This window comes from Nonomuraea sp. NPDC003707 (genome assembly GCF_053587055.1).
On sequence record NZ_JBSFNK010000011.1, the window covers coordinates 252,177 to 274,073 of the forward strand.

Sequence of the window (21,897 nt, forward strand, 5' to 3'; positions counted from 1 at the left end):
GGACAGCGTACAGCGCCGCCCCGACATTTCCAGGTTCCGTACAGCGTACCGTACGTCATACGGTACGGTTATGACCCCTTCAGCTGCGCTCCGATCAGGGCGAGGTTGTGGATGGCGGCCAGTCCGTACTGGGCGGCGCCGTTGGTGCTGACGAAGGCCGCCTCGTGCACCGGGGACAGCACGTGCGGCCCGTCCACCAGGTTCAGGCGCCAGTCCTTCTCCCGCTGCATCGGGTTGCTGTTGAGCTGGTCCCCCTCGTCCAGGGAGAACTTGCGCCACGCCCAGGCGGCCAGGCCGGCGTCGCCCGTGCGGGCGGCCGCGTACGCGGTGAGCCTGCTGTGCGCCTGGATCAGCGAGATCCCGCTCAGCCGCTCCCCCACCTCCGCCTCCTGCTGCTCGGGCGGCGCGAGGTAGAGGCGGCAGTACTGCAGCCACGCCTGCTCGAACCCGGGCACGTCCAGGTCGAGGCCGATCAGCTCGGCGCACATCTCCGGCAGCCCGAACAGCGACGACAGGTGCGAGACGGAGATCTTGTCCCGGGAGGTGTCGAACCGCCCGGTCGCCAGGTCCAGCCGGGCCTCGCCGGTCAGGAAGCCGTTCGGCAGCGCGCCGATGTCGGCCATCGTGCCCAGCAACCGGTCTCTGGCCCGCTCGTCGCCGTAGCGCTCCCACCGGGTCAGCCACGCGGCCGCGAGCGATCCCCAGTCGGTGCCGAGGCCGACCGACAGCGCCGACGGGTCCGGCGTGTAGACGTCCTCGCGCACCTTGCGCTGGGGGTCGATGACGGTGAACGTCTCTTCGGGGACGCTCAGCTCGTCCATCAGGTCGCCCGTGCGCTCGTCGGCGGTCAGGTAGTAGTAGAAGCGGCGGTAGGCGGCGTTGGAGATGCGCAGCTGCTTGCAGCTGCACCCCCAGTGCTGCACGTTGTGCCTGCTGCCCAGGCCCTTCCAGCGCCCCGCGTGGTAGACGTCGACCTCGCCGGTGTGGCGGGTCATCGACTCGGCGAAGCGGAAGACGTCCGGCCGGCCCGTGCGCAGGTACTGCAGCCACAGCCACAGGTCGGGCGAGAGCTCGGAGTTGTCCCAGGCGTAGCCGCCCACGTCGTAGCGCCAGGTGTGGCGGTCCGGGTCGTAGGTGTGCATGACGTCGCCGTAGTCCCAGAACCCGTACCACCTGCGCTGCTCGCGCTCGCGCACGTACAGGTCGAACAGGAAGTCCAGCCGGTCCTCGATCTCGGCGTGGGCCGGCGTCGAGCGGTCGGGCAGCTCCCAGACGCCGAAGACGCCCGCCTCGCGCATCCGCTCGGGGGACACGGCCAGCAGCCCCGGCTGGTTCATCGCGGTCGCGTGCCGGGACAGGTCCTGCGCGGACGGCGTGGCCTCGTAGGCGCGCAGGGTCAGCTCGTGCGTGCGCGCCACGCCGTGGGCGTCGCCGAAGCCGGGCTCGTAGTCCTCGTAGGTGACCTCCAGGCCCTCGAGCTGCTCGGCGAAGGTGTCCTGGCCCATGCCGTCGTGGTAGAAGCGCAGGTCCATGGCGGGCGCGGACGGCGACCACAGCCAGGCGGTCACGGTGGCCAGGTCGGTGGCCGCGTTCCTGACGTCGAGGCGGGTGGGGTGCAGGCGCCAGAAGTCGCGCAGCCCGAAGCCGAGGCCGCCGCCGGCGCCGCCGACGTAGCCGTAGCCGGCCGAGCGGGTGCCGGAGGGGATCGTCACCCAGGAGTGGCCCTCGGCGGTGCGCTTGCGCAGCGTGAAGCCGTCGGCGGAGCCCTGGTCGAGGGTGTAGTCGTTCCAGGTGGGGATGAGGTGCAACCGGTTGGCGACCTCGGGGGCGATCTCGCCGACCGGCCGGCCCTCGACCTGCGCCCGCCGTACGGACTCGCCGGGGTCGCGGCGCAGGCCGGTCAGCCCGCGCACGGCCTCGGTGAGGAAGCCGCCGCTGCCGGCCAGGCGCACGTGCCGGTCGTGCGGCTCGTCCCGCATGACCACGTCGGCGCTCAGCCCGAGCCCGGCCAGGAAGTCGCGCTCGGGGTCGCCGTCCCAGACGAACGTGTGCATGATCCGCACCTGCTCGGCGCCCGCGTGGAAGTACAGGCGCACGGTGAACGGCAGCCAGTCGCCGTGCCGGCCCTCCAGCCGGACGACCGCGCGCACGGGCCCGTCCTGCTCGACCGTGACCGTCTCGACCTGCCCCGTGGCCCGCGAACGGGCCACCGCACCGCCATCGTCGGGCGTGGGCTCGCTCTGGCGGAGGCTGACCAGGCGCACGTCCCTGGCGATCTCGCGGCTCCCGCGCGAGATCGAGCGGGCCAGCGTGCCGCCGGACTCCTCGATCGTCCAGGTGACCACGCCGGTGCTCACGGTCAGCACGCCGTCCCGGCGGGCCACGGTGACGGGGGTGGCGGCCGCGGCGGGCTCGCGTCCGGCCTCGATCCGGTACGACAGCTCCGCGGGCCGCGCGCCGATCGCGTGGGCCGACCACTTGACCGAGCCGTCGGGCCAGGTGGCGGTCACCCAGCTCTGCACGGGCACCTCGCGGCCCTCCGGGTCGGCCAGCGCGAACGGCGCATCCCGCTCGACCGCGCCGCGCGGCCACGGAACCCCCCAGGTCACCCCCTGCTCCCCCGGTCGGTCCAGCCAGCGAAGTGCCGTCATCGGATCTCCTTCAGTCGTTCGGCGACGATCGCGGCCACCTCGTCGGCGCCGCGGAAGCTGAAGTGGGTGTCGTCGGCCACCCCGTCGGGGTAGAGCGGGTGCTCCCCCGGCTTGAAGTGCGTGAACAGGCTCCTGGAGCCGTCGGGGCCGAGCCGTTCGTACAGCTCGGTGGTGGCGGCGGTCAGGTCGATCAGCGGCACGCCCTCGGCGGCGGCCAGCGCCCGCACCCGGTCGGGGTAGTCGCCGTGCGTGGGCACCAGCCGGTCCCCGCCGAACCGGCGCCGCTGCACCGGCGTGCACAGCACCGCCGACGCCCCCGCCCCGCGCGCCTCCTCGACGAAGGCGCGCAGGTTGTCCTGGTACGGGATCGCGGGATCCTTCTGGTCGTTGTGCCCGAACTGGATCACGACCACGTCTCCGGGCACGACCTCGCACAGCAGCGCCGCCCACAGCCCTTCGGCCCGGTGGCCGGCCGTGGTGGCGCCGCCCTTGGCGAAGTTGCGCACGGGCTCGCCCGCGTACGCGCCGAGCTGCGCCCCCCACCCGGACATGGGCGCCTCCCAGGCCGGGCACGCGGCGACCGTCGAGTCACCGGCCAGGAGGATGGCGCGACTCACTCCTTGACGCCCCCGATCAGGACGCCCTTCGCGAAGTGCTTCTGCAGGAACGGGTAGAAGAGCAGGATCGGCAGCGTCGCGATCACCACGACCGCGAACTTCAGGCCCTGCTCCGGCGGCACGAACGTCCTGTCCATGTTCGCCAGCGCGTCGGCCTGGTCAGCGCTGGTCAGCTGGCGCACCAGGATCTGCAGCGTCCATTTGCTGGGGTCGCTGATGTACAGCAGCGGCGACATGTAGTCGTTCCAGATGCTCACCGCGTAGAACAGCGCGAAGGTCGCGATGATCGGCTTCGACAGCGGCAGAACGATCTTGAAGAAGACGCCCATCTCGTTGCAGCCGTCGATGCGCGCCGCCTCCTCCAGCGCCTGCGGCAGCTCCTGGAAGAAGCTCTTCACGATGATCAGATAGAACGGGTTGATCGCCAGCGGCAGGATCAGCGCCCAGTAGCTGTCCAGCAGCCCCATGTCGCGCACCACCAGGTAGGTGGGGATCATGCCGCCGGAGAAGACCAGCGTGAAGATCACCAGGTTGAGCACCAGCGTCCGGCCCGGCAGGTACCGCTTGGCCAGCGGATACGCCATGGTGAACGTCAGCACCAGCTGCACCACCGTGCCGACCGCCGTCACGACGATGGTCGTGAGCAGGGCGCGGACGAAGGTGGGGGTGGAGAAGATGAACGTGTACGTGTCCGTGATGAACTTCTCCGGCCACAGGAAGAACGGCCGCGCGGCGATCTCCGACTCGCTCGCGAAGGACCCCGCCAGCACGTACAGCAGCGGCAGCACCGTGACCAGCGCCAGGCCGACGAGCACGGCGACGTTGATCACGTCGAACACTCGGCTGGTCACGGTGCTGTACTCGGTGTTCAGCTTCTTGTGCTTCATGCTGTTCATGTCCAGGGCCCCCTAGAGCAGTCCACGCTGGCCGAGGCGCTTGGCCAGCCAGTTGGAGCCGAAGATCAGGATGCAGCCGACGACGCCCTTGAACAGGCCGACGGCGGTGGAGTAGCTGATGGCGCCCTGGGTGATACCGGTGTAGTAGACGTAGGTGTCGAACACGTCCGCCACAGAGCGGTTCAGCGAGGTGGTCATGAGCCAGATCTGCTCGAAGCCCGTGTCGAGCAGGTTGCCCGAGGTGAGGATGGCCATGACGACGATCGTCGGGCGGATCGCGGGCAGCGTGACGTGCCAGAGCTGGCGGAAGCGGCTGGCGCCGTCCATGCGTGCCGCCTCGTACAACTGCGGGTCCACACCGGCCAGCGCGGCCAGGTAGATGATCGTGCCCCAGCCGGTCAGCTTCCACATCTGCTGCAGGATGATCAGCGGCCGGAACCACTCCTCCTGAGCCACATAGTCGATCTTCGCGGTGTCGCCGAGTATGTCGCGGATCCATCCGGAGAGCACCCCGTAATCCGCGGAGAACAGCAGATACGTCAGCGACGCGACGATCGTCCAGGACAGGAAGTGCGGGATGTACATCACCGACTGGACCGAACGCTTGAGCACGTTGATCCGCAGCTCGTTCAGCAGCAGCGCGACGATGATCGGCGCGGGGAAGATGAAGACCACGGTCAGGAGCGCCAGGAACAGCGTGTTGAACATCAGCCGGCCGAAGTCCGGCCCGGTGAACAGATCCTGGAAGTGCTGGAAGCCCACCCAGGGACTGCCGGAGTAGCCGAGGAACGGCAGGAAGTCCTGGAAGGCGATGGTGATGCCGTACATCGGCAGGTACTTGAAGACTGCGAAGTAGACGACGCCCGGAAGGAGCATCAGGTAGAGCCAGCGATAGCGCGCCAGGGCGGCGCCCAATCCCGGCCTCCGGCGTCGGCCGGGCTTGCTCGCCGCCCTCGCGGGAGGCGGCGCCAGGTCGGTGGCCACAGCGGCCTCCTTTCATGTGAGGGGCCCGGGCACGGCGGCCCGGGCCCCTCAGGCGGATCAGTTGATGCCGAGCTTGGAGACCAGGTCGTTGATCTCGGTGGCGACCTGCGTGCCACCGGCGTCGTACCAGCGCTTGATCTCGCCCTTCAGCTGCTCTTCGGTCATCTCACCGGAGAGGTACTTGATCCGGGCGTCGGGGATGATGTCGTCGAGCTGCGCGCCCTTGGCGACGGCCGTGGGTGAGACCACGGGCAGCGCCGGGTTGAACACGGCCGTCTTGAGGTCCTCGTTCATCAGGTCCAAGCCCAGCTTGATCATGTCCTTGTACGGCTGGCCGGACGGCGTGCGCGCGTAGGCGAGGCCGCCGTACGTCGTGTCGCCCTTGAAGCCGAGCTGGGTGAAGGCCTGGTCGACGTTGTCCTGGACGACCCTGACCGCGGGGTCGGTCTCGTTGATCAGCGCGGCGGTGTCGCCCTCGGCCTTGAAGTTGCGCCCCTCGATGCCGTTCTGGACCAGGACCTGGCCCTCCTTCGACCCCAGCTTGTCCAGGACCTTCAGGACGTTGTCGAGGTCCTGCTCGGTCCGCACGCTCTGCTTGGAGATCGCGATGGCGTCGTTGTAGCCGGTGAACGGCAGGGAGAACTTCTTGCCGTCGGCGCGCTTGAGGTTGCCGACCATGGCGACCTTGTCGCCGTAGTCCTTGTCGCCGGGGTCCCTGAACTTGTCGAGCAACGCCCTGGAGCGGACGTTCACGTCGATGATGATGCCGCCCTTGCCCTGGAAGAACGGATCGTCCCACTTGGCCGTGTCGTAGCTGGCGAAGTCCGGGTTGACCAGGCCCTCGTCGATCATCTTCTTCAGGAACTTGTTGGCCTCGAGGAACTCGGGGGTGTCGAAGCCGGGGACCAGCTTGCCGTCGCGCTCGCCCCAGCCGTTCGGGGCGCCGAACCAGGTCTCGAGCGTGTCGTAGGGGCTGGAGCTGGCGTACTTGCCCGGCCACTTCGGGATGATCAGGCCGTAGGTGTCCTTCTTGCCGTTGCCGTCGGGGTCCTTCTCGGCGAACGCCTTGGCGATGGTGTAGAGGTCGTCGACGGTCTCGGGCAGCTTCAGGTCGAGCTTCTCCAGCCAGTCCTTGCGGATCATGACCGCCGAACGCAGCATGGGCCGCATCCGGGGGATCGAATAGGACTTGCCGTTGATGGAGGCGTTGAGCACGCGGCGCTCGTCCGTCGGCTTCAGGTTCGGGTACTTGTCCAGCTTGTCGCTCAAGTCCCAGAACGCCCCGGCCTGTGCGGCCTTGACGAACGCCGGACCGTGCGGGTCCACGACGATGAGCTGCGGCACGTTGCCCGAAGCCAGCGTGACGTTGACCTTGTCGGCATACTCGGCGTTGGGAACCCAGTTGATCTTGAGCTTCTTGCCGAGGAACTTCTCGACCGCCTGCTGCATCTCGCCCTTCGGGTCGGGCGCGGCGCCGAACAGCTTGGTCATGATGGTCAGCGTGTTCGGATCGCTGGCGGGCGCTTCACCGCCTGAGCAGGCCGAGGCGGTGAGTGCAGCCGTGAGCGTTAACACACCGGCCAGAAGCCGGCGACGACGGGATGCGCTCATGAGTTCCCTTTCGAATGCAGATGCGCCTCGTTCTCCGCGAAGAAGCGCTGGCAGAGCCACGTGTTGAGATAGATCCACGCGCCGAAGCTGATCACCGGCGCGAGGATGGGCGCCGCCGAGGTCGCGTAGGCGATGGCTGATAGCGCTAGCAGCAACAGCACGGACGAGGCCGGGCGCAGGAGCGCTAGCTGCGCCGCCTTGGGCCAGTAGGCCCGTAGCGGCAGATCGTAGTGCGCGTACAGCGGTCCCACGTACGCCCCCACACCGGCGAGTGCGATGAGCGCCACGAAGGTCGCGATCCGCAACGCTCCCATGCTGGGCCCGAGAGCGGAGAGGTAAAGATAGTTGCCGACCAGGACGGTGGCCAGCGCCGCCACGGGCAGGACCAGCAGCGAGGCCCGGACGAACTCCCGTCGGTAGACGGTCCAGAATTCGGCCCAGCCATGAAACGATTCATTACGAGTCCGCCGCCGAGCCAGCGTGTACGCGGCGACAGTGGCGGGCCCGAGCCCGCCGATCACGCCTCCAGCGAGCGTGAAGACGATCCACATCAGGTTGAGCTGGACCGCCCAGATGAGCTCTGAGCAGGCAGCTTGAAGCCTGATAGACATGGCGGGATGGTTCATCCGGCACCACCTCTCGTGGCATGTGCACGGATTCGGGGGTGGGGTTGTTGCACCGCGATTCCTGCCCCGTTACAAGCCAGTGAACGGCGGTTGGTGCGAAATTAGTGTTGAATCGACTCAAAGTCAATGACGAGATACCCGGAGATTTGCGTACTCTCCGATCAGCGGGGCCATCTGCCGGAACCCGACCTTGCCTCCGGCCAGGGCGGGACCGCCGATCGAGCCGTCGTCCGCCCAGCGGAACGAGACCAAATCGTTGACCGAGAACGTGACCGTCCCGGCCCTGACCTCGAGGCGCATCGCGTACGGGCCCTCGGCGTCCAGCACCGCGGGCAGCGGGTCGGGACCCTGCGCGACCAGGTGGAATCCGTGGCTCTTGCGCAGGTTGCAGGTGTGCAGGGCGCGTTCGGAGGCCCACATCCGGCGGAAATAGGAGACGTGGTAGGCGTCGATGTCGCCGTGGTGGTACTGGTCGTACGGGCCGGTGCGGGTGGCCAGGCCCGGGTCGAACAGGTCCTCGCCGTTCCTGCCGCGGGCATGGAAGAACATGATGGCCAGGCCGGGTTCTCGGACGGGCCAGAAGTCCCATTCGATCCGCACGTCGGCGGGGAACTCCTCGGGACACCAGAGCACCAGGTTGGCCGCCTGGCCGTCCGAGGGCGGTCTGAGGCTCTCCAGGCGCAGGCGTCCCTGGGGGAAGGAGGTGGCGCCGTCCCCCTCCAGGCGGAATCCTGCCAGGTCATCGGGGGTGGCCAGGGGGTTGCGGTAGAGCTCGGTCAAGGGGGCTCCTTCAAGGGGTCGCTCGGCTCGCCGGGAACGTGCGCACGCCGAACGGAGCCGGCGGGCGCACGGCCGTCGGCGATGAAACGGTTCATGGACGCGCCGGGGTCAGGCGCGCCGATCGAACGCGCTCGACTCCCGGATCACCAGGTCGGGCTGGAAGATGACCTGCCGGTGCCGGTGCTGCTCCGGGTCGGCGACCTCTTCGAGCAGCAGGTCGATCGCCGTACGTCCGAGCAGCTCACGGGGCTGCCGGATCGAGGACAGCGGCACCGCGGCGGCCGCGGCGAAGTCGATGTCGTCGTACCCGATGATGGCCAGATCCTCGGGCACGCGCAGTCCGTGCGTGGCCATCGCCTGTAAGAAGCCCAGCGCCATCATGTCGTTCGCGCAGAACGCCGCCGTCGGCCGCTCGTCGGCGGGCAGCGCCGCGACGCGCTCGCCGACGGCCCGGCCCTCCGCGACGGTCAACGTGGGAGCGGTGGAGGTCAGCAGCTCGACCGCGCCGTCGGCCGCGGCCACGGCGCTGCTGATGCCCGCGTGCCGGTCGGCCACCTGTCTTATGGACGTCGGCCCGCCGACGAACATGATCCGCCGGTGCCCCCGCTCGATCAGGTGGGCGCCGGCGATCTGGCCGCCGAGCCGGTCGTCGACCGCCACCGAGCACTGCAGGCCGGTCGCGGGGCTGTCGACCAGCACCACGGGCGTGCCGCGGGCGGCCAGCTCCTCCAGCCAGGGACTTTCCATCTCCACCGGGGTGATCAGTATGCCCATGACGCGCTGCTGTTCGAGCTGGTCGAGGTGGCGGCGCTCGCGGCCGGGGTCGCCAGCGCTGTTGCAGAGCACCACCATCGAGTCGTGGTCGTCGGCCACCGACTCGGCGCCCTGGGCCACGTCCACGAAGAACGGGTTGGAGACGTCGAGCACGACGAGGCCGACCGTGCGGCTACGGCCCACCCGCAGGTGGCGGGCCACCTCATTGCGGACGAAGCCCAATTTCTTGATCGCTTCGAAGACGCGTTCGCGTGTGGCGGGGGACACGATCTCCGGGCGGTTGAGCACATTGCTCACCGTGCCCACCGAGACGCGCGCCAGCTGCGCGACCTCCTTGATGTTCCTGGTCGCCATCGATCCTCACGAGGCCGTGCTGCTTGAAATGCATAATCCGCTACTTGGCGGTGGTCCGCTGAACGCGGCCCACCGAAGGTGCTGCGGCGGGCCGCTTTGAAGCGGTCCACCGTGGATGCGCCCTACCGCTACCTGCGGCGATCCGCTGGACGCGGTACGCCGTGGGCGCAGGGACAACGGATGGACCGCCGATGGCGGTCCTCCGCGAACTCTCGCATCATAGCGGCATTCAAGATTCTTTTGAATCGTCTCAAACTCTCAAACCGGTCACGGGGCCGCGTGAAGGGATGAGGTCAGGACGGATCGACGATGTGGATGCGGGCCGCGCGGAAGGACGCCGGGGTGTCCCGGAGCACCGCCAGCCGAGGATCGGGCACCACCAGGAACGGCTCGGTCTCCAGAGCCAGCAGGGGCGCGAGCCGCCGGTCGGCGCGCAGGGCGTCCATGGCCCGGCGGTCGCCGCCCAGCACCACCCCGTCCAGCTCCCCCAGGTACGGCGTCAGCACCCGTACCGCCGTCTCCACCGCGTCGTCGTACGCCTGCGCCGCCTGGTTGCGCCGCCGCCGGGCGAAGCGCTGCTGCGACCACCCGCCCGCCGCCGTACGCCCCTGCACCAGCCGCGACCCCACCTTGGAGGCCACCAGCGACGCCCCGGAGAAGACCCCCGCCGCGTAGCCCCCGAGCCGCACCAGGAACACCCCCACCTGCCGCGCGGCCTGGGCGTGCGTGACGAACCGGGTGACGTGCGGCGGCCCCGGCGGCGTCATGGGCGGGAACGGCACGTGCAGCTCGGCCAGGGCCCCGTCGTCGGCGAGCAGCCGCACGACCCGTTCGTCGCCGGTCGCCGTGAAGGGCCCGTGACGCCCCGCGAACCCGTCGATCCACGGATGCAGGCGCTCCGGCGGCACCGTGACCCACCGGCCGCCACCCCTCGCCGGACGCGCGCTCATGCCCCGAAGGCTAACCGACCGCGCGGCCGGGACAACCTGCAAACCGAACGACATCCCCCACAACCGGCGGGGGACCTAAAGCGGAAGGTCGGTGAATTTCGCGGGGCTCTGTGGCTCCCGAAACGGCCGGATCATTAGATCAGCCCCATGGAGACCCGTGCCTTCAGGCAGGCGAGGAAACGGCGTCCGGCCTGGATGATTCGTTCTGAAAGGTGTAGGCGTATCCGTCCCCCCGTTGCAGCAGGCGGACGTGACGATGGCTGAGGTCCTTAACAGTCCCGTGGGCGGTGGTGACGTTGAAATATCCGGTGGCGCGGACGGCGACGCGACCCATGTGGGTGCCCTGCTTCTTGCCGGTGGGGACGACGGCGATCACCAGGTCGCCGGTGGCATAACCGAAGAACCGTTTCTGGCGAGGAAGGCGCAAGCGAGGAAACCCGTGCCGGTCGGTACGAGTGCGGGTGTGGGTGCCGCGGCCGGTGCATCCGGCGACCAACACCGCCGACACGGTTTCGGTGACGGTGTCGAGCTTGCCCACGGCTAAAGCGTCCAGAGTGTGGCTCTTGGGCAGGCGGTTGCGGGTGCGGTTCCACTTCGTGCGGCCACCCGAGGCCACGTGGGTGGGCAGGCGGGCGTCGAGTTCCTGCCACAGCGCCCAGCGGGTGGACTGCACCGCAGCGGCGTCCCGCAGCGGAACCTTGGCCTGCGCCAGGATCGCGGCCAGCAGCTTCGGCTTGCGGGCGAGGAAGTCCTCGACCAGTTGGTTGCCTTTGGCCTGGTTGCAGGGCACGCAGGCCAGGGTCAGATTGGAGACCCGGTCCGAGCCGCCCAGGCTGCGTGGGTGGATGTGGTCCAGGTTCAACGGCACATCCGACAACTCACAGTAGGCGCATCGTCGCCCCCACTTGGCCAGCAGGTACTCGCGGACCTCGTTTCCGTGCAACGTCCCGTGCTGGTATTCCACCCCTTCCAGGGATCGGCCGACGCGGAGGGCATGGGTGTCGAAGGCGACCCGCTCCAGGTGCACCGCCCGCACCGGCGCCCAGCGGCACAGCCGGTCGATCCAGGAGACAGTGGTGGCCACCCGATGGTGCAGAGACGGCGGCAGCCAGCCCTTGGGGCGGGTGCGGTTGGCAAAGCGCGGCTTGCGATAGCGCAGGTTCCGACTGCGGCGGCCACGCCGATAGGCGGCCCGCTGCCCCATCTTCCTGCGAATCCGGGCGCCGCGATGGTCGAGTTGAATGGCGTAGCGGGCTCGGCGCTCGCCTGCCTTGGCGGTGAACACGGCGATGCCGGTGTGCTGAGAGCCGGGGTCAATGCCCAGTTCTACCCCGTCTACCTCGCTCCCATCGACGGTGCGGTCCTTCAATCGGATGACGAACGGTGTACGGCGGTGCACTGCGGCCCGGCCCTTCTTCAGCAACTGGCGCGCCCTGGCCGGAGTGCAGGGCTGTAGCGGTCGTCCGTGCTTGTCGAGCACGAACACATAGGGATGGGACTCACGTCCCTTCTCCCGGACCTGGCGGTCCAGGGTGACGCCCCCTGCGGCAGGTGAACCGCTGAGGGTCTCCTCTCGCACATGTCCCGCGCCGGGTGCCGCCTTGCGGCGGCCCTCGGCCCCCGTTTCGTCCCTGATCCCGGGGTTGTCTGCTGAACCGAGTTCCAGAGCAAGCCGCTGAGGAAGCACAGCCTGGTGGATCATCTGTCCTGCGCGGAACGTAGCCAACGTCGGTCACCTCCTACCTCGGTGTTGGCTGGTGCTGGTAACACACGGGCTGTCAGCCGTCTCGGCTAAAAGCCCCCACGTTTACGTGGGAGATCCGGTTACGGGGCTGGTGAGCAGGGGGACGACACGTTCAATATTCCGCCGATAGCTGGAGCCGCAGAAGACCCCGCTTCACATTGAGTAATCGCCACAATACCAAGAGTTTGCCCAGCGGCGTAGAACAAGTGCGCGATACGCGCCGACTGGCTCATGTGCGACCCGACCGGTCGGCTGCAATCGGAGGTGCACACGCCTGGACGGCGTCATGACTCACGGGCCACTGCCCTTGGCTGGACACGCGTCCATGCACCAAGGCAACGGACCCTGTAGGTCAGCAGCGCTCCAGGAAACCGAAAAACTTTCCCCTCTCGGCCAGCGGGGAACTGGAGGGTAAATGTCGGTAAATTCTGTTTCGTTGGCCTTCTGCAAGTCCAGCTATCAGCGGAATTATCTGAACGTGTCGTCCTCCCTGCTCACCAGCCCCGTTGTGGACCTCGACACTGGGGCGGTCATCGCGCACCCCGCGGTCGTCGACCAAGGAGGCACACTCCGGGCAATTCCGCTGCCCATGGTGCTGGAGCTGCCTGTCAGGGTCGTCCTGGCGGGCGCGGGTGCCCTGGCGCCTCTGCACGAGTCGCTCCGAAGAGCCGGCAGGCATCCCCGCGAGGCGATCCTGCTGCTCACTGGACCGTGCCACGAACAGGACCGGCCGCTGCTCAAGGTCGGGCTCGACGGCCTGCGCACGATCGGCTACCTGCTCGGCTTCGCCGACGTCGGCACGAGCGGCGCGGCCCTGGACCTGGTCGCCGACACGAGCCCGTACCTGCTGGCCCTCGACCCCGAGATGGTCACCCGCATCCCCGGGGACCATCGCGCGACCGCGGTGGCGCGGTCGGTGGTGACGCTGGCCCGCGGCATCGGCGCCCACGTGCTCGCCCCCGGCGTCGAACGCGAGCCGCAGGTCGCGGTGGCCCGCGGCCTCGGCGTGCGGCTGGCGCACGGTCCGCTGCTGGCCCCCGGCCCCGACGGCAAGGTACGGGTGCCGCTCCCGGTCACCGACGAGCCGGTCTCCGTCATGCTCGGGCCGCGCGTCCAGGAACTGCTCATCCCGGCGGTGACGCTGCCCGCGGAGGCCAAGGCGGAGGACGCGGTCAAGGCGTTCGGGCACGAGCCGACGATCACCAGCGTGATCCTGGTGGACGAGTTCCAGCGGCCCAAGGGCAGCCTCGACCGCAGCCGGTTCCTGCTGTCGTTCGCGGCCCGGTACGGGCACGCGCTGCACGGTTCGAAGCCGGCGCAGCGGCTGGCCGACCCGCCCCGCACGGTGCCGCGGACGACCCCGGCGATCGCGGCCATGCAGGCGGCGGGCCGGGACTCGGCCCGCGTCTATGACGACCTGGTGGTCACCGACGAGATGAACCGCTGCCTCGGCATCGTCCGCGTCTCCGACCTCATCAGGCAGGTCGCCGCGATCAGGAGTTGACGAACGACTCGCGTGGGGGTCCTGGGCGCGGGCGCGCGACCGGGATAGGAAGTAGCCATGCGGATGGACAGGAGAACCCTGCTCGGGGCGGGGATGCTGGCGGGGCTGGCAAGCGGGTGCACGACCAGTACGCCTGCGGTGAAGCCTGAGTTCGACCCCGGCGACTGGGCGTCCGTGCGGGCCCAGTTCGCGCTGGACCCGGCCTTCGGGCAGTTCGCGGCGTTCGTGCTGGCGCCCGCCCCGGCGCCGGTCCGCGAGACGATCGCCAAGCACCGCGACGCGCTGGACGCCGACCCCGAGTACACGCCGCCCGGCGCGCAGTCGCCCGACCAGACGGTACGCGAGGCCGCGGCCCGCTATCTGGGCGCCAGGGCGGAGGAGGTCGCGCTGACCGACAGCACCACCATGGGTCTGGCCCTGCTCTACTCCGGCCTCAGGCTGCGCCCCGGCCAGGACGTGCTGACCACCGAGCACGACTTCCTCGCCACCCACGAGGGGCTGCGGCTGCTGGCCGAGCGCACGGGCGCGAAGGTGCGCAAGGTCAGGCTGTACGACGACCCCGCCCGCGCCGACGCCGGCCGGATGGTGGCGGCGATCAAGGCCGGGCTCGGCCCGCGTACCAGGGTGGTCGCGGTCACCTGGGTGCATTCCAGCACCGGCGTGCGCCTGCCCGTCCGCGCCATCGCCGACATGCTCGCCGAGGCGAACAAGGGCCGCGACGAGCACGACCGGGCGCTGCTGTGCGTGGACGGCGTGCACGGGTTCGGCGCGATGGCCGACGGCCCCGGCGACCTGGGCTGCGACTTCCTGGCCAGCGGCACGCACAAGTGGCTGTTCGGGCCGCGCGGCACCGGCATCGTGTGGGGCAGGGCCTGGGACGCGGTCTCCCCGATCATCGCCAGCTTCAGCGGAGCGTCGTTCCAGGCGTGGCAGGGCGGCGCCTCCCCGGGGGCGAGCACGGCGGAGCTGGTCACGCCGGGCGGTTTCAAGGCGTTCGAGCACCGGTGGGCGATGCCGCAGGCGTTCGGGTTCATGACGGCGATCGGCAAGGACCGGGTGCGGCGGCGCACGCAGGAGCTGGCCACCGGGCTCAAGGACGGCCTGGCCGCGATCCCGCAGGTCACGCTGGCCACGCCGCGGGCGCCCGAGCTGTCGGCGGGCCTCGTGTGCTGCTCGATCGAGGGGATGGCGCCGATGGAGGCCGTCGACCGGCTGCACGCGGGCAAGGTGATCGCGAGCGTGACGCCGTACGACCCGCCGCTGCTGCGCTTCGGCACCAGCATCGTGACCACCCCCGAGCAGGTGGACCAGGCGGTCAAGGCGGTGGCCGGGCTCCGCTGAGCCCGGGTGTCAGAGCCAGCCCTGGGCCTTGGCGCGCTGCACCGCCTCGATGCGGTTGCGGGCGTGCGTCTTCTGGATGGCCGAGGACAGGTAGTTGCGCACGGTCCCCTCCGACAGGTGCAGTTTGCCGGCGATGTCGCCGATCGTGGAGCCGTCCACCGCCGCCTCCAGCACGTCCCGCTCCCGCGCCGACAGCGGGTTCGGCCCGGCGCTGAGGGCCGCCGCGGCGAGCCCGGGGTCGATCACCCGCTCCCCCGCGTGCACCCGCCGGATGGCCGCGGCCAGCTCCCTGGCCGGGCTGTCCTTCACCAGGAACGCCGAGGCCCCGGCCTCCATGGCGGTACGCAGGTAGCCGGGCCGCCCGAACGTGGTCAGGATCATCACCCGGCACCCGGGCACCTGCCGCGTGATGCTCGCGCAGGCCGCGAGCCCGTCCATGCCGGGCATCTCGATGTCCAGCAGCGCGATGTCGGGCCGGACCTTGGCGGCGACCGCGACCGCCTCCTCCCCGTCGGCGGCCTCGCCGGCCACCTCGATGTCGGGCTCCAGGCCCAGCAGGGACGCCAGCGCGCCGCGTACCATGCCCTGGTCCTCCGCCAGCATCACGCGGATCACGCGCACGCCTCCTTCCCGACCGGCACCAGCACCCGCAGGTGATGGCCGCCGCCCCGCGCCGGGCCCGCCTCCACCGTGCCGCCCGCACCCGCCACCCGCTCGTTGAGCCCGCTCAGCCCGCTGCCCATCGCGTACGGCCCGTCGCCGCCCGTTCCGTTGTCCATGATCTCCAGGGTGGCGTGTCCGGCGTCGAACGTCACCCTGATCTCGCACCGGGTGGCCCGCGCGTGGCGCACGACGTTGGTGACGCCCTCGCGTACGGACCAGCCGAACAGCCCGTCGAGCAGCTCGGGCAGCGGCGTCCCCGAGACCCGCACCTCGGCCGCCACGCCCGCCGCGCGTAACACGGTCCTGGCGTTGTCGAGCTCCTCGGGCAGGCTGCGCTGGCGGTAGCCGGTGACGGCCTCCCGCACCTCCGTCAGGGCCTTCCTGGCGACGGTCTCGATGTCGGTGATCTCCCTGTGCGCCTGCGGCGAGTCCTCGGACAGCCGTCCGGCCAGCTCGCTCTTGAGCACGATCAGCGACAGGCTGTGCCCGAGCAGGTCGTGCAGGTCGCGGGCGATGCGCAGCCGCTCCTCCGTGGCCGCCAGCCGGGCCACCTCGTCCTGGGCCAGGCGCAGCTTGACGGTCAGCGCCCTGGTGTTGCGCACGCTGATGAACAGCACGCCGAGCGTCAGCACCTGCAGGCCCAGGACGATGATCGTGTCGGCGTCGTCGTGATTGACGAGACCGGCGCCGACGACGACGGCCAGCTGGGCGATCACGGCCGCGACGGCCCACAGCGGCGGCAGCGTGAACCCGTACAGCACGACGGTGTAGACCGGCAGGCTCAGCCAGGGGCCGCCGAAGGCGGTGGCGCCCACCACGCCGAGCACGCTGGTCACCAGGAGCAGCGGATAGGTCAGGCGGCTGTGGTCGAACATGCCCTTGTTGATCAGCACCGTCGTGAGGAAGGACGCGACGAACGCGACGAGCAGCACCGACGCCCACACCGCCCGGGCCCCCGTCACGGTGCCCCCCACGATGTCGCTGATGGGGAAGACCAGGTAGACCAGGCCCACGGAGATGCCGATGAGCCGCCGCTTGCGCGACGGCTTGCCATCCGCGTCCCCGAAGGTGATCCTCTCGGCGAAGCTCATGGAGACTCCTTGGACGAGGAAACGCGGCGCGACGCCCCGTGTTCCGCTGCAGTGTGTGAGGCGGCGATGACCAAGCCGCCGCCCGCCCGATTCGCAGGATCCTCGCCGCCGGGCCGGCGGAGCGGTGAAACGCCTGTGGAGCTGGTGTAAGACCTCGGGCGGTCGGCGGTGAAGCAGGAAGATCCGACCCGCGAGGGCCGGAATCCCCCGGCTTCGGCTGTGGGGAGGATGTCAAACCCGTACGGTAGCCCGATGATAAAGGTAGGCGGCCGCGCCCCCCAGCGCGACCGCCCACCCGACGACGACCAGCACGTCCGTCATGGGCAGGCCCTGGCCGGCGACGATGCTCTGGCCCAGCCTGGCGTAGTGGAACGACGGGGTGACGTCCGCGACCGTGCGCAGGGTGTCGCCGAGCACCTCGGGCGGGAACCACAGCCCGCCGGCGATCGCCAGCGCGAACATGCAGATCATCGCGGCCGGCTGGGCGGCGTCGGCCGAGAGCACGGACCCGATGGCCAGGCCCAGCGCGACGAACGGCAGCACGCCGAGCCAGAGCGCGAGCAGCAGCTCCGCCCAGGTGCCGAGCGACAGCGACACGTGCTGCTGCACCACGGCGGCCAGGCTCACCAGCACCAACGAGGGCAGCACGAGCACCATGGTGGCGCCGAGCTTGGTCACGATGATCGCCCAGCTCGGCAGCGGGGTGATCTGGAGCTGGCGCAGCCAGCCGGACTGCCGCTCGGTGGCCCACGGCACGGCCGAGCTCATCATGGACGAGGCCAGCGCCCCGTAGGCGGCCATCGACACCATCAGGATGACGCTGTACCTCACGCCGCCCGCATCGGTCTGGTTGCCGTAGATGTTGGCGTTGATGAGGTAGAGCAGGACGGGGAAGGCGACCACGAAGATCAGGTAGCGCCGGTTGCGCAGCATCCGCAGGGCCTCGGTCTTGGCGTAGTAGAGCATCAGGACTCCCTGGTCAGGGCGAGGAAGGCGGATTCGAGGTCGGCGCTGGAGAGCTTCAGCTCGCTCACGTCGAGGGTGGTGCCCCGGTAGAGCGCGGCGAGGGTGGCGTCGGTGTCGGAGGTGTGCAGGGTGACGACGCCGCCGGCGACCTCCACGGCGGTCACCCCGGGCAGCCGGTCGAGCCCGGCCGCGGGCTGCTCGCCGAGGGCGAAGCTGACGGTGTGGCCGCCGGCCCCGGCCTTGATCTCGGCGGCGGTGCCGTCGGCGGCCAGCCGGCCCTTGGCGATGACGATCACCCGGTCGGAGTGCTCGTCGGCCTCCTCCAGGTAGTGGGTGGCGAACAGCACGGTCCTGCCGTTGGAGGCGTAGTCGTGCATGCTGGCCCAGAAGCGCAGTCGCGATTCCACGTCCATGGCCGCGGTCGGCTCGTCGAGCAGCAGGATCTTGGGCGCCCCCGCGATGGCCAGGGCGAACCTGACGCGCTGCGACTGGCCGCCGGACAGCTTGTTCGCCCGCCGGCCCGCGAGCTCGGTCAGGTCGGCCAGCTTGAGGATCTCGTCCAGGGCGAGGGGGTTCGGGTAGAGGCGGCGTACCAGGTCGATGAGCTCTTTGACGGACAGCTCGGGGATGAGCGCGCCGTTCTGGAGCATGGCGCCCATCTGGCCGGCCCGGACGGCCTCGTCGGGGGTGCGCCCGTGCACGGCGACCGTGCCCGCGGTGGGCTTGAGCAGGCCGAGCAGGAGGTTGATGGAGGTGGACTTGCCGGCGCCGTTGGGGCCGAGCAGGGCCACGGTGTTGCCTGGCTCGATCGCGAGGGAGAGGTCGTCGACGGCGAGCACGTCCCCGTAGTGCTTGCTGACGTGGTCGAACACGATGGCGTTCATGAAAAGAACGCTATGGCCGCGGCTTCCGGCCGGTTAGTGCGTTACCTCCGGCGTTGGCCGTGACATTTGTCAGGCCAACGCCGGGGCCGGACGTCACACGCGGCAGGCGTAGATGTCGGTGATCAGGATCGCCCGCGCGCCGATGTCCCAGAGCTGGTCCATCACCAGCTGGTGGCCCTGACGGCGGACCATGACGCGCACGGCCACCCAGCCCTCGCGGTGCAGCGGGGAGACCGTGGGGCCCTCCATGCCGGGTGTGAGGGCGATGGCCTCCTCGATGCGCTCGGCCCGGATGTCGTAGTCCATCATCACGAAGTCGCGGGCGTGTACGACTCCCTGGATACGGCGGACGAGCTGCTGGGCGGCGGGCGTGTCGGGCGAGCTCTGCTGCTTGATCAGCACCGCCTCCGAGCGCATGATCGGCTCGCCGAACACCTCCAGGCCGACGTTGCGCAGCGTGGTGCCGGTCTCGACGACGTCGGCCACCGCGTCGGCCACGCCGAGCCGGATGGCGGTCTCGACGGCGCCGTCGAGCTTGATCACGCGGGCGTCGACGCCCTCGTCGGAGAGGTATTTGTCGAGCAGGCCCGCGTAGGAGGTGGCGATGCGGCGGCCGTTGAGGTCGGCGGCCGAGGTCATCGTGCCGGCCGCGGCGGCCAGGCGGAAGGTGGAGCCGCCGAAGCCGAGCGGCATGATCTCCTCGACCGGCGCGCCGGAGTCGACCAGCATGTCACGGCCGGTGATGCCGACGTCGAGCGTGCCTTCGCCGACGTAGACGGCGATGTCGCGGGGTCGCAGGAAGAACAGCTCGCAGCCGTTGGCCTCGTCGACGACGACGAGCTCCTTGCTGTCCCGGCGGGGCCGGTAACCGGCCTCCTTGAGCATGTTCTGGGCCGCCTCGCTGAGCGAGCCCTTGTTGGGTACTGCCAGACGCAGCATGTTCGGGTCCTCGATCTGTCTCGCTGTTGCTTCTCAAGGGGCTTGGTGGCGGGCGCCGGGCGCCCTAGAGATGCTTGTAGACCTGGTCGAGGCCGATGCCCTTGGCGATCATGAGCACCTGCACGTGGTAGAGGAGCTGGGAGATCTCCTCGGCGGCCCTGTCGTCTGACTCGTGCTCGGCGGCCATCCAGCTCTCGGCGGCCTCCTCGACGACCTTCTTGCCGATGGCATGGACGCCGGCGTCGAGGGCGGCCACGGTGCCCGAGCCCTCGGGCCGGGTCCTGGCCTTCTCGGACAGCTCGGCGAACAGCTCTTCGAAGGTCTTCATGGTCTCTCTCGTGGTTGGCTGACGTGCTTGTCAAGCGTCTCTGAGCAGCGTAGCGATCCTATCTCAGACATGACTCTGGATCGCTTCCCACCGGGGTGGGGTGGCGTGCGCGTGGAGGTGGAACCCTGCGCCTAACGCTGCCCCGCGTGGACGGTGTCGTCTGGTGGGTGTGCTGATCGCCTGCCCGCCCTGGTGCCGGTGGGCTGCGCGGGGCAGCCTCCTCCGGTCCGTTGGTGCGGGTCCCTCCGGACGCTGACCCGCCTGGCCGTTGGGCCGGGCGGGGGAGGGTGCCCTGCGTCGACTGGGCGCGGAGCGTGTGGTGTGACGCCGGGTGGGTCCGGTCTTCGACCGGTCCTTCCGGTTGGTCTTGGGGTCGAGAGGGCTGAGGACAGCCTTGGCCTCGAGCGTGTTTGCCACGGAGCGGATCGCTCTCTGCCCGGTTGCCTGGTCCACGGCGGTGGTGGCCTGGTGGGTGAGGCCGCGGGCGGCGATGCGGCGCCAGGCGCCATGGTCACGGTCACCCTGCCAGCCACATGCTGGATTGGGGCAGATCGCCCACTTCCACCCTGCGACCGCGGGCTTGTCCGGCGCTTTGCAATGCCGTAGCGGAGTCAGACATTGCGGGCATTGCTTGGAGGTGTTGCGGGCGGGCACGGTCACCACGGCGATGCCGCTCTCGGCGGCCAGGTGCCGAATGCGGTCCGAGATCTGGCCGCGCACCTGCTGCGACAACCGGGTGTTCAGGGTGCGGCCCATCCCACGGGCCTCCAATGAACGCAGATCCTCCAGATAGATCGCCGTCGCCCCGGCAGCGGCCGCCTGGTCTACCGCCCAGCGTGCCGCCGACCAGGCCAGCGCCTCGTTGAGACTGGTACGGCGCGTGGAGATGTGTCGGATCTCCGCGGACAAGACCTCCAGCTTGCCTTCCAACGCCGGATGCGCCTGATGCGATTTGCGTCCATCGATCAGGCGCTGGTAGCAGTCCGCCCGGGAGTGTAGCCACTCGGACAGGCGGCGAAGACGATGTTGCTTGGCCAGCACGCCCGCAGCGCGGAATTCCGCTCCGGCACCGAGCGCGGTCAAGCGCCCGTCCGCATGGAGTCGTACCGCGCCCGCGGACAGCAACGTGTTGAGACCCCAATCCACTCCGAGCGCGACGGTGTGGCCGGTGCGCTGGGCACGCGGCACAGCGTGTGTGTAGGCCACCTCGGCGCGCACGTTCTGGCCCTGGACGCGCAGGGTAGGCAGGTGCAGCACCGCTGCGGCGGGAACAGTCGGGGGCAGAATGATCGGGCAGGCAACCCATGCCCAGTCCGCATACCTCTGCGGGTCTGGCCGAATGGGCAGTTGGAGCCGCAGCAGCGCCCGCTGCGGGTTGCTGTCGCTGCGCTCGAAGGTGGCCTGCTGACGATCGCAGGCGGCCAGCAGCAGTATCGCGGCCGTGCGGGGTGCGCCCTCCAGTTCGAATACGTCGACTGGCAGTCGCCCCTCGACGTGCAGGAATGAGGCGATCTGTCGGGTACGGGCCTTTATGAGGCTGGAGGGCAGATCCCGGCCGCCGGGAACGGCAGCGCGCACGGCGTTCCATTCCTCGGCCGTGCGCTTCAGCGAGTCGGCGGGCCAGGTGGCCAGCACGCCGGCGGTCACCCCGGCCCGCCAGGCGGCGGAGCGCAACAGGCGTCCGGCTTGCTCCTGGGACATGCGTACGATGCGGTCGTTGACTGTCACACCCTCCGGCGCACCGGCCGTCCACCCGAGCCGCCTCAGCGCCATCCAAGCCTGCGACGGCAGACGTCGCCCGCCGGCATCCACTCCGCCCGCCAGCACCTCGACGTCGGCACGGTTCCAGTGCTCGGCCAGCAACCCTGCAGCCATGACCGACATCAACTCGGCGCACCAGCCGACCCGCTCGGCCAGCACCGCCGCGGACACCAGTTCGCCGCTCTTCTCCGCCACCCCGCCACGCAGCAGCGCGCGAGCACATGCCGTGTAGGCGGTCTCGCCTGCGGCCAGCCTCAGACGTCGCTTCACCGGCCACCCCCGCCACCGGCGCGTGGGCCACATCGCGCCAGTACAAGACGCTCAGGCCTCGCCGAGAACAACACAACCACCGGGCCAGGAGATCCGCTGCGTCGCCTTGCCTGCGGCACGCTCTTGGTCAACACGGCCTGCGCAGGTAGGCACACTCCGCTGG

The 21,897-nt window shown here is 69.8% G+C and carries 19 protein-coding genes; 2 read left to right on the forward strand and 17 right to left on the reverse strand.

The features are described 5' to 3' along the window. Positions 1-68 precede the first annotated feature (68 nt). The 10 genes from ACWDRB_RS29005 to iscB form a co-directional block, all read right to left on the reverse strand. The gene (locus tag ACWDRB_RS29005) at positions 69-2,651 is read right to left on the reverse strand and encodes an exo-rhamnogalacturonan lyase family protein (protein ID WP_449898817.1); all 2,583 of its coding nucleotides are present in this window, start codon (positions 2,649-2,651) and stop codon (positions 69-71) included. Next, entirely contained in the window at positions 2,648-3,268 is a 621-nt protein-coding gene (locus ACWDRB_RS29010) for a rhamnogalacturonan acetylesterase (RefSeq protein ID WP_449898819.1), read from the reverse strand. Before ACWDRB_RS29010 ends, ACWDRB_RS29005 begins: the two co-directional genes overlap by 4 nt. After that, entirely contained in the window at positions 3,265-4,164 is a 900-nt protein-coding gene (locus tag ACWDRB_RS29015) for a carbohydrate ABC transporter permease (protein ID WP_449898821.1), read from the reverse strand. The genes ACWDRB_RS29010 and ACWDRB_RS29015 overlap by 4 nt, the downstream gene beginning before the upstream one ends. A gap of 12 nt (positions 4,165-4,176) precedes the next feature. Next, positions 4,177-5,148 carry an ABC transporter permease gene (locus ACWDRB_RS29020; protein WP_449898824.1) on the reverse strand — a complete coding sequence of 324 codons (972 nt, stop codon included), beginning with the start codon at positions 5,146-5,148 and terminating at the stop codon, positions 4,177-4,179. 57 nt (positions 5,149-5,205) lie between these two features. Continuing rightward, a complete protein-coding gene (locus ACWDRB_RS29025; protein WP_449898826.1) occupies positions 5,206-6,639 on the reverse strand; it encodes an extracellular solute-binding protein in 1,434 nt (477 codons plus the stop codon). Positions 6,640-6,755: 116 nt separating this feature from the next. Beyond that, a complete protein-coding gene (locus tag ACWDRB_RS29030) occupies positions 6,756-7,385 on the reverse strand; it encodes a YesL family protein (RefSeq protein ID WP_364260146.1) in 630 nt (209 codons plus the stop codon). Positions 7,386-7,508: 123 nt separating this feature from the next. Further along, on the reverse strand, positions 7,509-8,165 hold the full coding sequence (locus ACWDRB_RS29035) for a DUF1961 family protein (protein WP_355200675.1): 657 nt from the start codon (positions 8,163-8,165) through the stop codon (positions 7,509-7,511). 108 nt (positions 8,166-8,273) lie between these two features. Beyond that, positions 8,274-9,293 (reverse strand): LacI family DNA-binding transcriptional regulator, encoded by a 1,020-nt coding sequence (locus tag ACWDRB_RS29040; protein WP_357742406.1) that lies wholly within the window; start codon positions 9,291-9,293, stop codon positions 8,274-8,276. Between the two features lie 293 nt (positions 9,294-9,586). Then, positions 9,587-10,243, reverse strand: a complete 657-nt coding sequence (locus ACWDRB_RS29045) for an acVLRF1 family peptidyl-tRNA hydrolase (RefSeq protein WP_449898831.1) — start codon at positions 10,241-10,243, stop codon at positions 9,587-9,589. Between the two features lie 163 nt (positions 10,244-10,406). Next, a complete protein-coding gene (gene iscB, locus ACWDRB_RS29050) occupies positions 10,407-11,969 on the reverse strand; it encodes an RNA-guided endonuclease IscB (RefSeq protein WP_449898833.1) in 1,563 nt (520 codons plus the stop codon). Positions 11,970-12,465: 496 nt separating this feature from the next. Between iscB and ACWDRB_RS29055 the strand changes: the two genes are divergently transcribed. Both ACWDRB_RS29055 and ACWDRB_RS29060 read left to right on the forward strand, forming a co-directional pair. Then, the gene (locus ACWDRB_RS29055; protein WP_449898835.1) at positions 12,466-13,491 is read left to right on the forward strand and encodes an EAL domain-containing protein; all 1,026 of its coding nucleotides are present in this window, start codon (positions 12,466-12,468) and stop codon (positions 13,489-13,491) included. A gap of 63 nt (positions 13,492-13,554) precedes the next feature. Continuing rightward, entirely contained in the window at positions 13,555-14,832 is a 1,278-nt protein-coding gene (locus ACWDRB_RS29060) for an aminotransferase class V-fold PLP-dependent enzyme (RefSeq protein WP_449898837.1), read from the forward strand. Between the two features lie 9 nt (positions 14,833-14,841). On the opposite strand, the gene ACWDRB_RS29065 is transcribed toward ACWDRB_RS29060, so the two are convergent. The 7 genes from ACWDRB_RS29065 to ACWDRB_RS29095 form a co-directional block, all read right to left on the reverse strand. Continuing rightward, the gene (locus ACWDRB_RS29065) at positions 14,842-15,447 is read right to left on the reverse strand and encodes a response regulator transcription factor (protein WP_318786876.1); all 606 of its coding nucleotides are present in this window, start codon (positions 15,445-15,447) and stop codon (positions 14,842-14,844) included. Beyond that, positions 15,444-16,586 carry a sensor histidine kinase gene (locus ACWDRB_RS29070; protein WP_449898840.1) on the reverse strand — a complete coding sequence of 381 codons (1,143 nt, stop codon included), beginning with the start codon at positions 16,584-16,586 and terminating at the stop codon, positions 15,444-15,446. Before ACWDRB_RS29070 ends, ACWDRB_RS29065 begins: the two co-directional genes overlap by 4 nt. A 231-nt stretch (positions 16,587-16,817) precedes the next feature. Further along, complete coding sequence (locus tag ACWDRB_RS29075; protein WP_449898843.1) at positions 16,818-17,552, reverse strand: ABC transporter permease; 735 nt, start codon at positions 17,550-17,552, stop codon at positions 16,818-16,820. Continuing rightward, positions 17,552-18,436 (reverse strand): ABC transporter ATP-binding protein, encoded by an 885-nt coding sequence (locus tag ACWDRB_RS29080; RefSeq protein ID WP_449898845.1) that lies wholly within the window; start codon positions 18,434-18,436, stop codon positions 17,552-17,554. The genes ACWDRB_RS29075 and ACWDRB_RS29080 overlap by 1 nt, the downstream gene beginning before the upstream one ends. 93 nt (positions 18,437-18,529) lie before the next feature. After that, complete coding sequence (gene hisG / locus ACWDRB_RS29085) at positions 18,530-19,375, reverse strand: ATP phosphoribosyltransferase (RefSeq protein WP_363969986.1); 846 nt, start codon at positions 19,373-19,375, stop codon at positions 18,530-18,532. Between the two features lie 64 nt (positions 19,376-19,439). Further along, positions 19,440-19,703, reverse strand: coding sequence for a phosphoribosyl-ATP diphosphatase (locus tag ACWDRB_RS29090; protein WP_192785690.1), 264 nt, complete (start codon positions 19,701-19,703; stop codon positions 19,440-19,442). A gap of 63 nt (positions 19,704-19,766) precedes the next feature. Continuing rightward, entirely contained in the window at positions 19,767-21,734 is a 1,968-nt protein-coding gene (locus tag ACWDRB_RS29095) for a zinc ribbon domain-containing protein (protein WP_449898849.1), read from the reverse strand. Positions 21,735-21,897: the final 163 nt, after the last annotated feature.

What these genes read in the sequence shown, in the direction of transcription:
- ACWDRB_RS29045 (WP_449898831.1), bottom strand. Translation starts at nt 10,243, where the DNA reads ATGAGCGCGCGTCCGGCGAGGGGTGGCGGCCGGTGGGTCACGGTGCCG.
- ACWDRB_RS29080 (WP_449898845.1), bottom strand. Translation starts at nt 18,436, where the DNA reads ATGAACGCCATCGTGTTCGACCACGTCAGCAAGCACTACGGGGACGTG.
- ACWDRB_RS29030 (WP_364260146.1), bottom strand. Translation starts at nt 7,385, where the DNA reads ATGAACCATCCCGCCATGTCTATCAGGCTTCAAGCTGCCTGCTCAGAG.
- ACWDRB_RS29015 (WP_449898821.1), bottom strand. Translation starts at nt 4,164, where the DNA reads ATGAACAGCATGAAGCACAAGAAGCTGAACACCGAGTACAGCACCGTG.
- ACWDRB_RS29075 (WP_449898843.1), bottom strand. Translation starts at nt 17,552, where the DNA reads ATGCTCTACTACGCCAAGACCGAGGCCCTGCGGATGCTGCGCAACCGG.
- ACWDRB_RS29005 (WP_449898817.1), bottom strand. Translation starts at nt 2,651, where the DNA reads ATGACGGCACTTCGCTGGCTGGACCGACCGGGGGAGCAGGGGGTGACC.
- hisG (WP_363969986.1), bottom strand. Translation starts at nt 19,375, where the DNA reads ATGCTGCGTCTGGCAGTACCCAACAAGGGCTCGCTCAGCGAGGCGGCC.
- ACWDRB_RS29060 (WP_449898837.1), top strand. Translation starts at nt 13,555, where the DNA reads ATGGACAGGAGAACCCTGCTCGGGGCGGGGATGCTGGCGGGGCTGGCA.
- ACWDRB_RS29090 (WP_192785690.1), bottom strand. Translation starts at nt 19,703, where the DNA reads ATGAAGACCTTCGAAGAGCTGTTCGCCGAGCTGTCCGAGAAGGCCAGG.
- ACWDRB_RS29025 (WP_449898826.1), bottom strand. Translation starts at nt 6,639, where the DNA reads ATGACCAAGCTGTTCGGCGCCGCGCCCGACCCGAAGGGCGAGATGCAG.
- ACWDRB_RS29040 (WP_357742406.1), bottom strand. Translation starts at nt 9,293, where the DNA reads ATGGCGACCAGGAACATCAAGGAGGTCGCGCAGCTGGCGCGCGTCTCG.
- ACWDRB_RS29070 (WP_449898840.1), bottom strand. Translation starts at nt 16,586, where the DNA reads ATGAGCTTCGCCGAGAGGATCACCTTCGGGGACGCGGATGGCAAGCCG.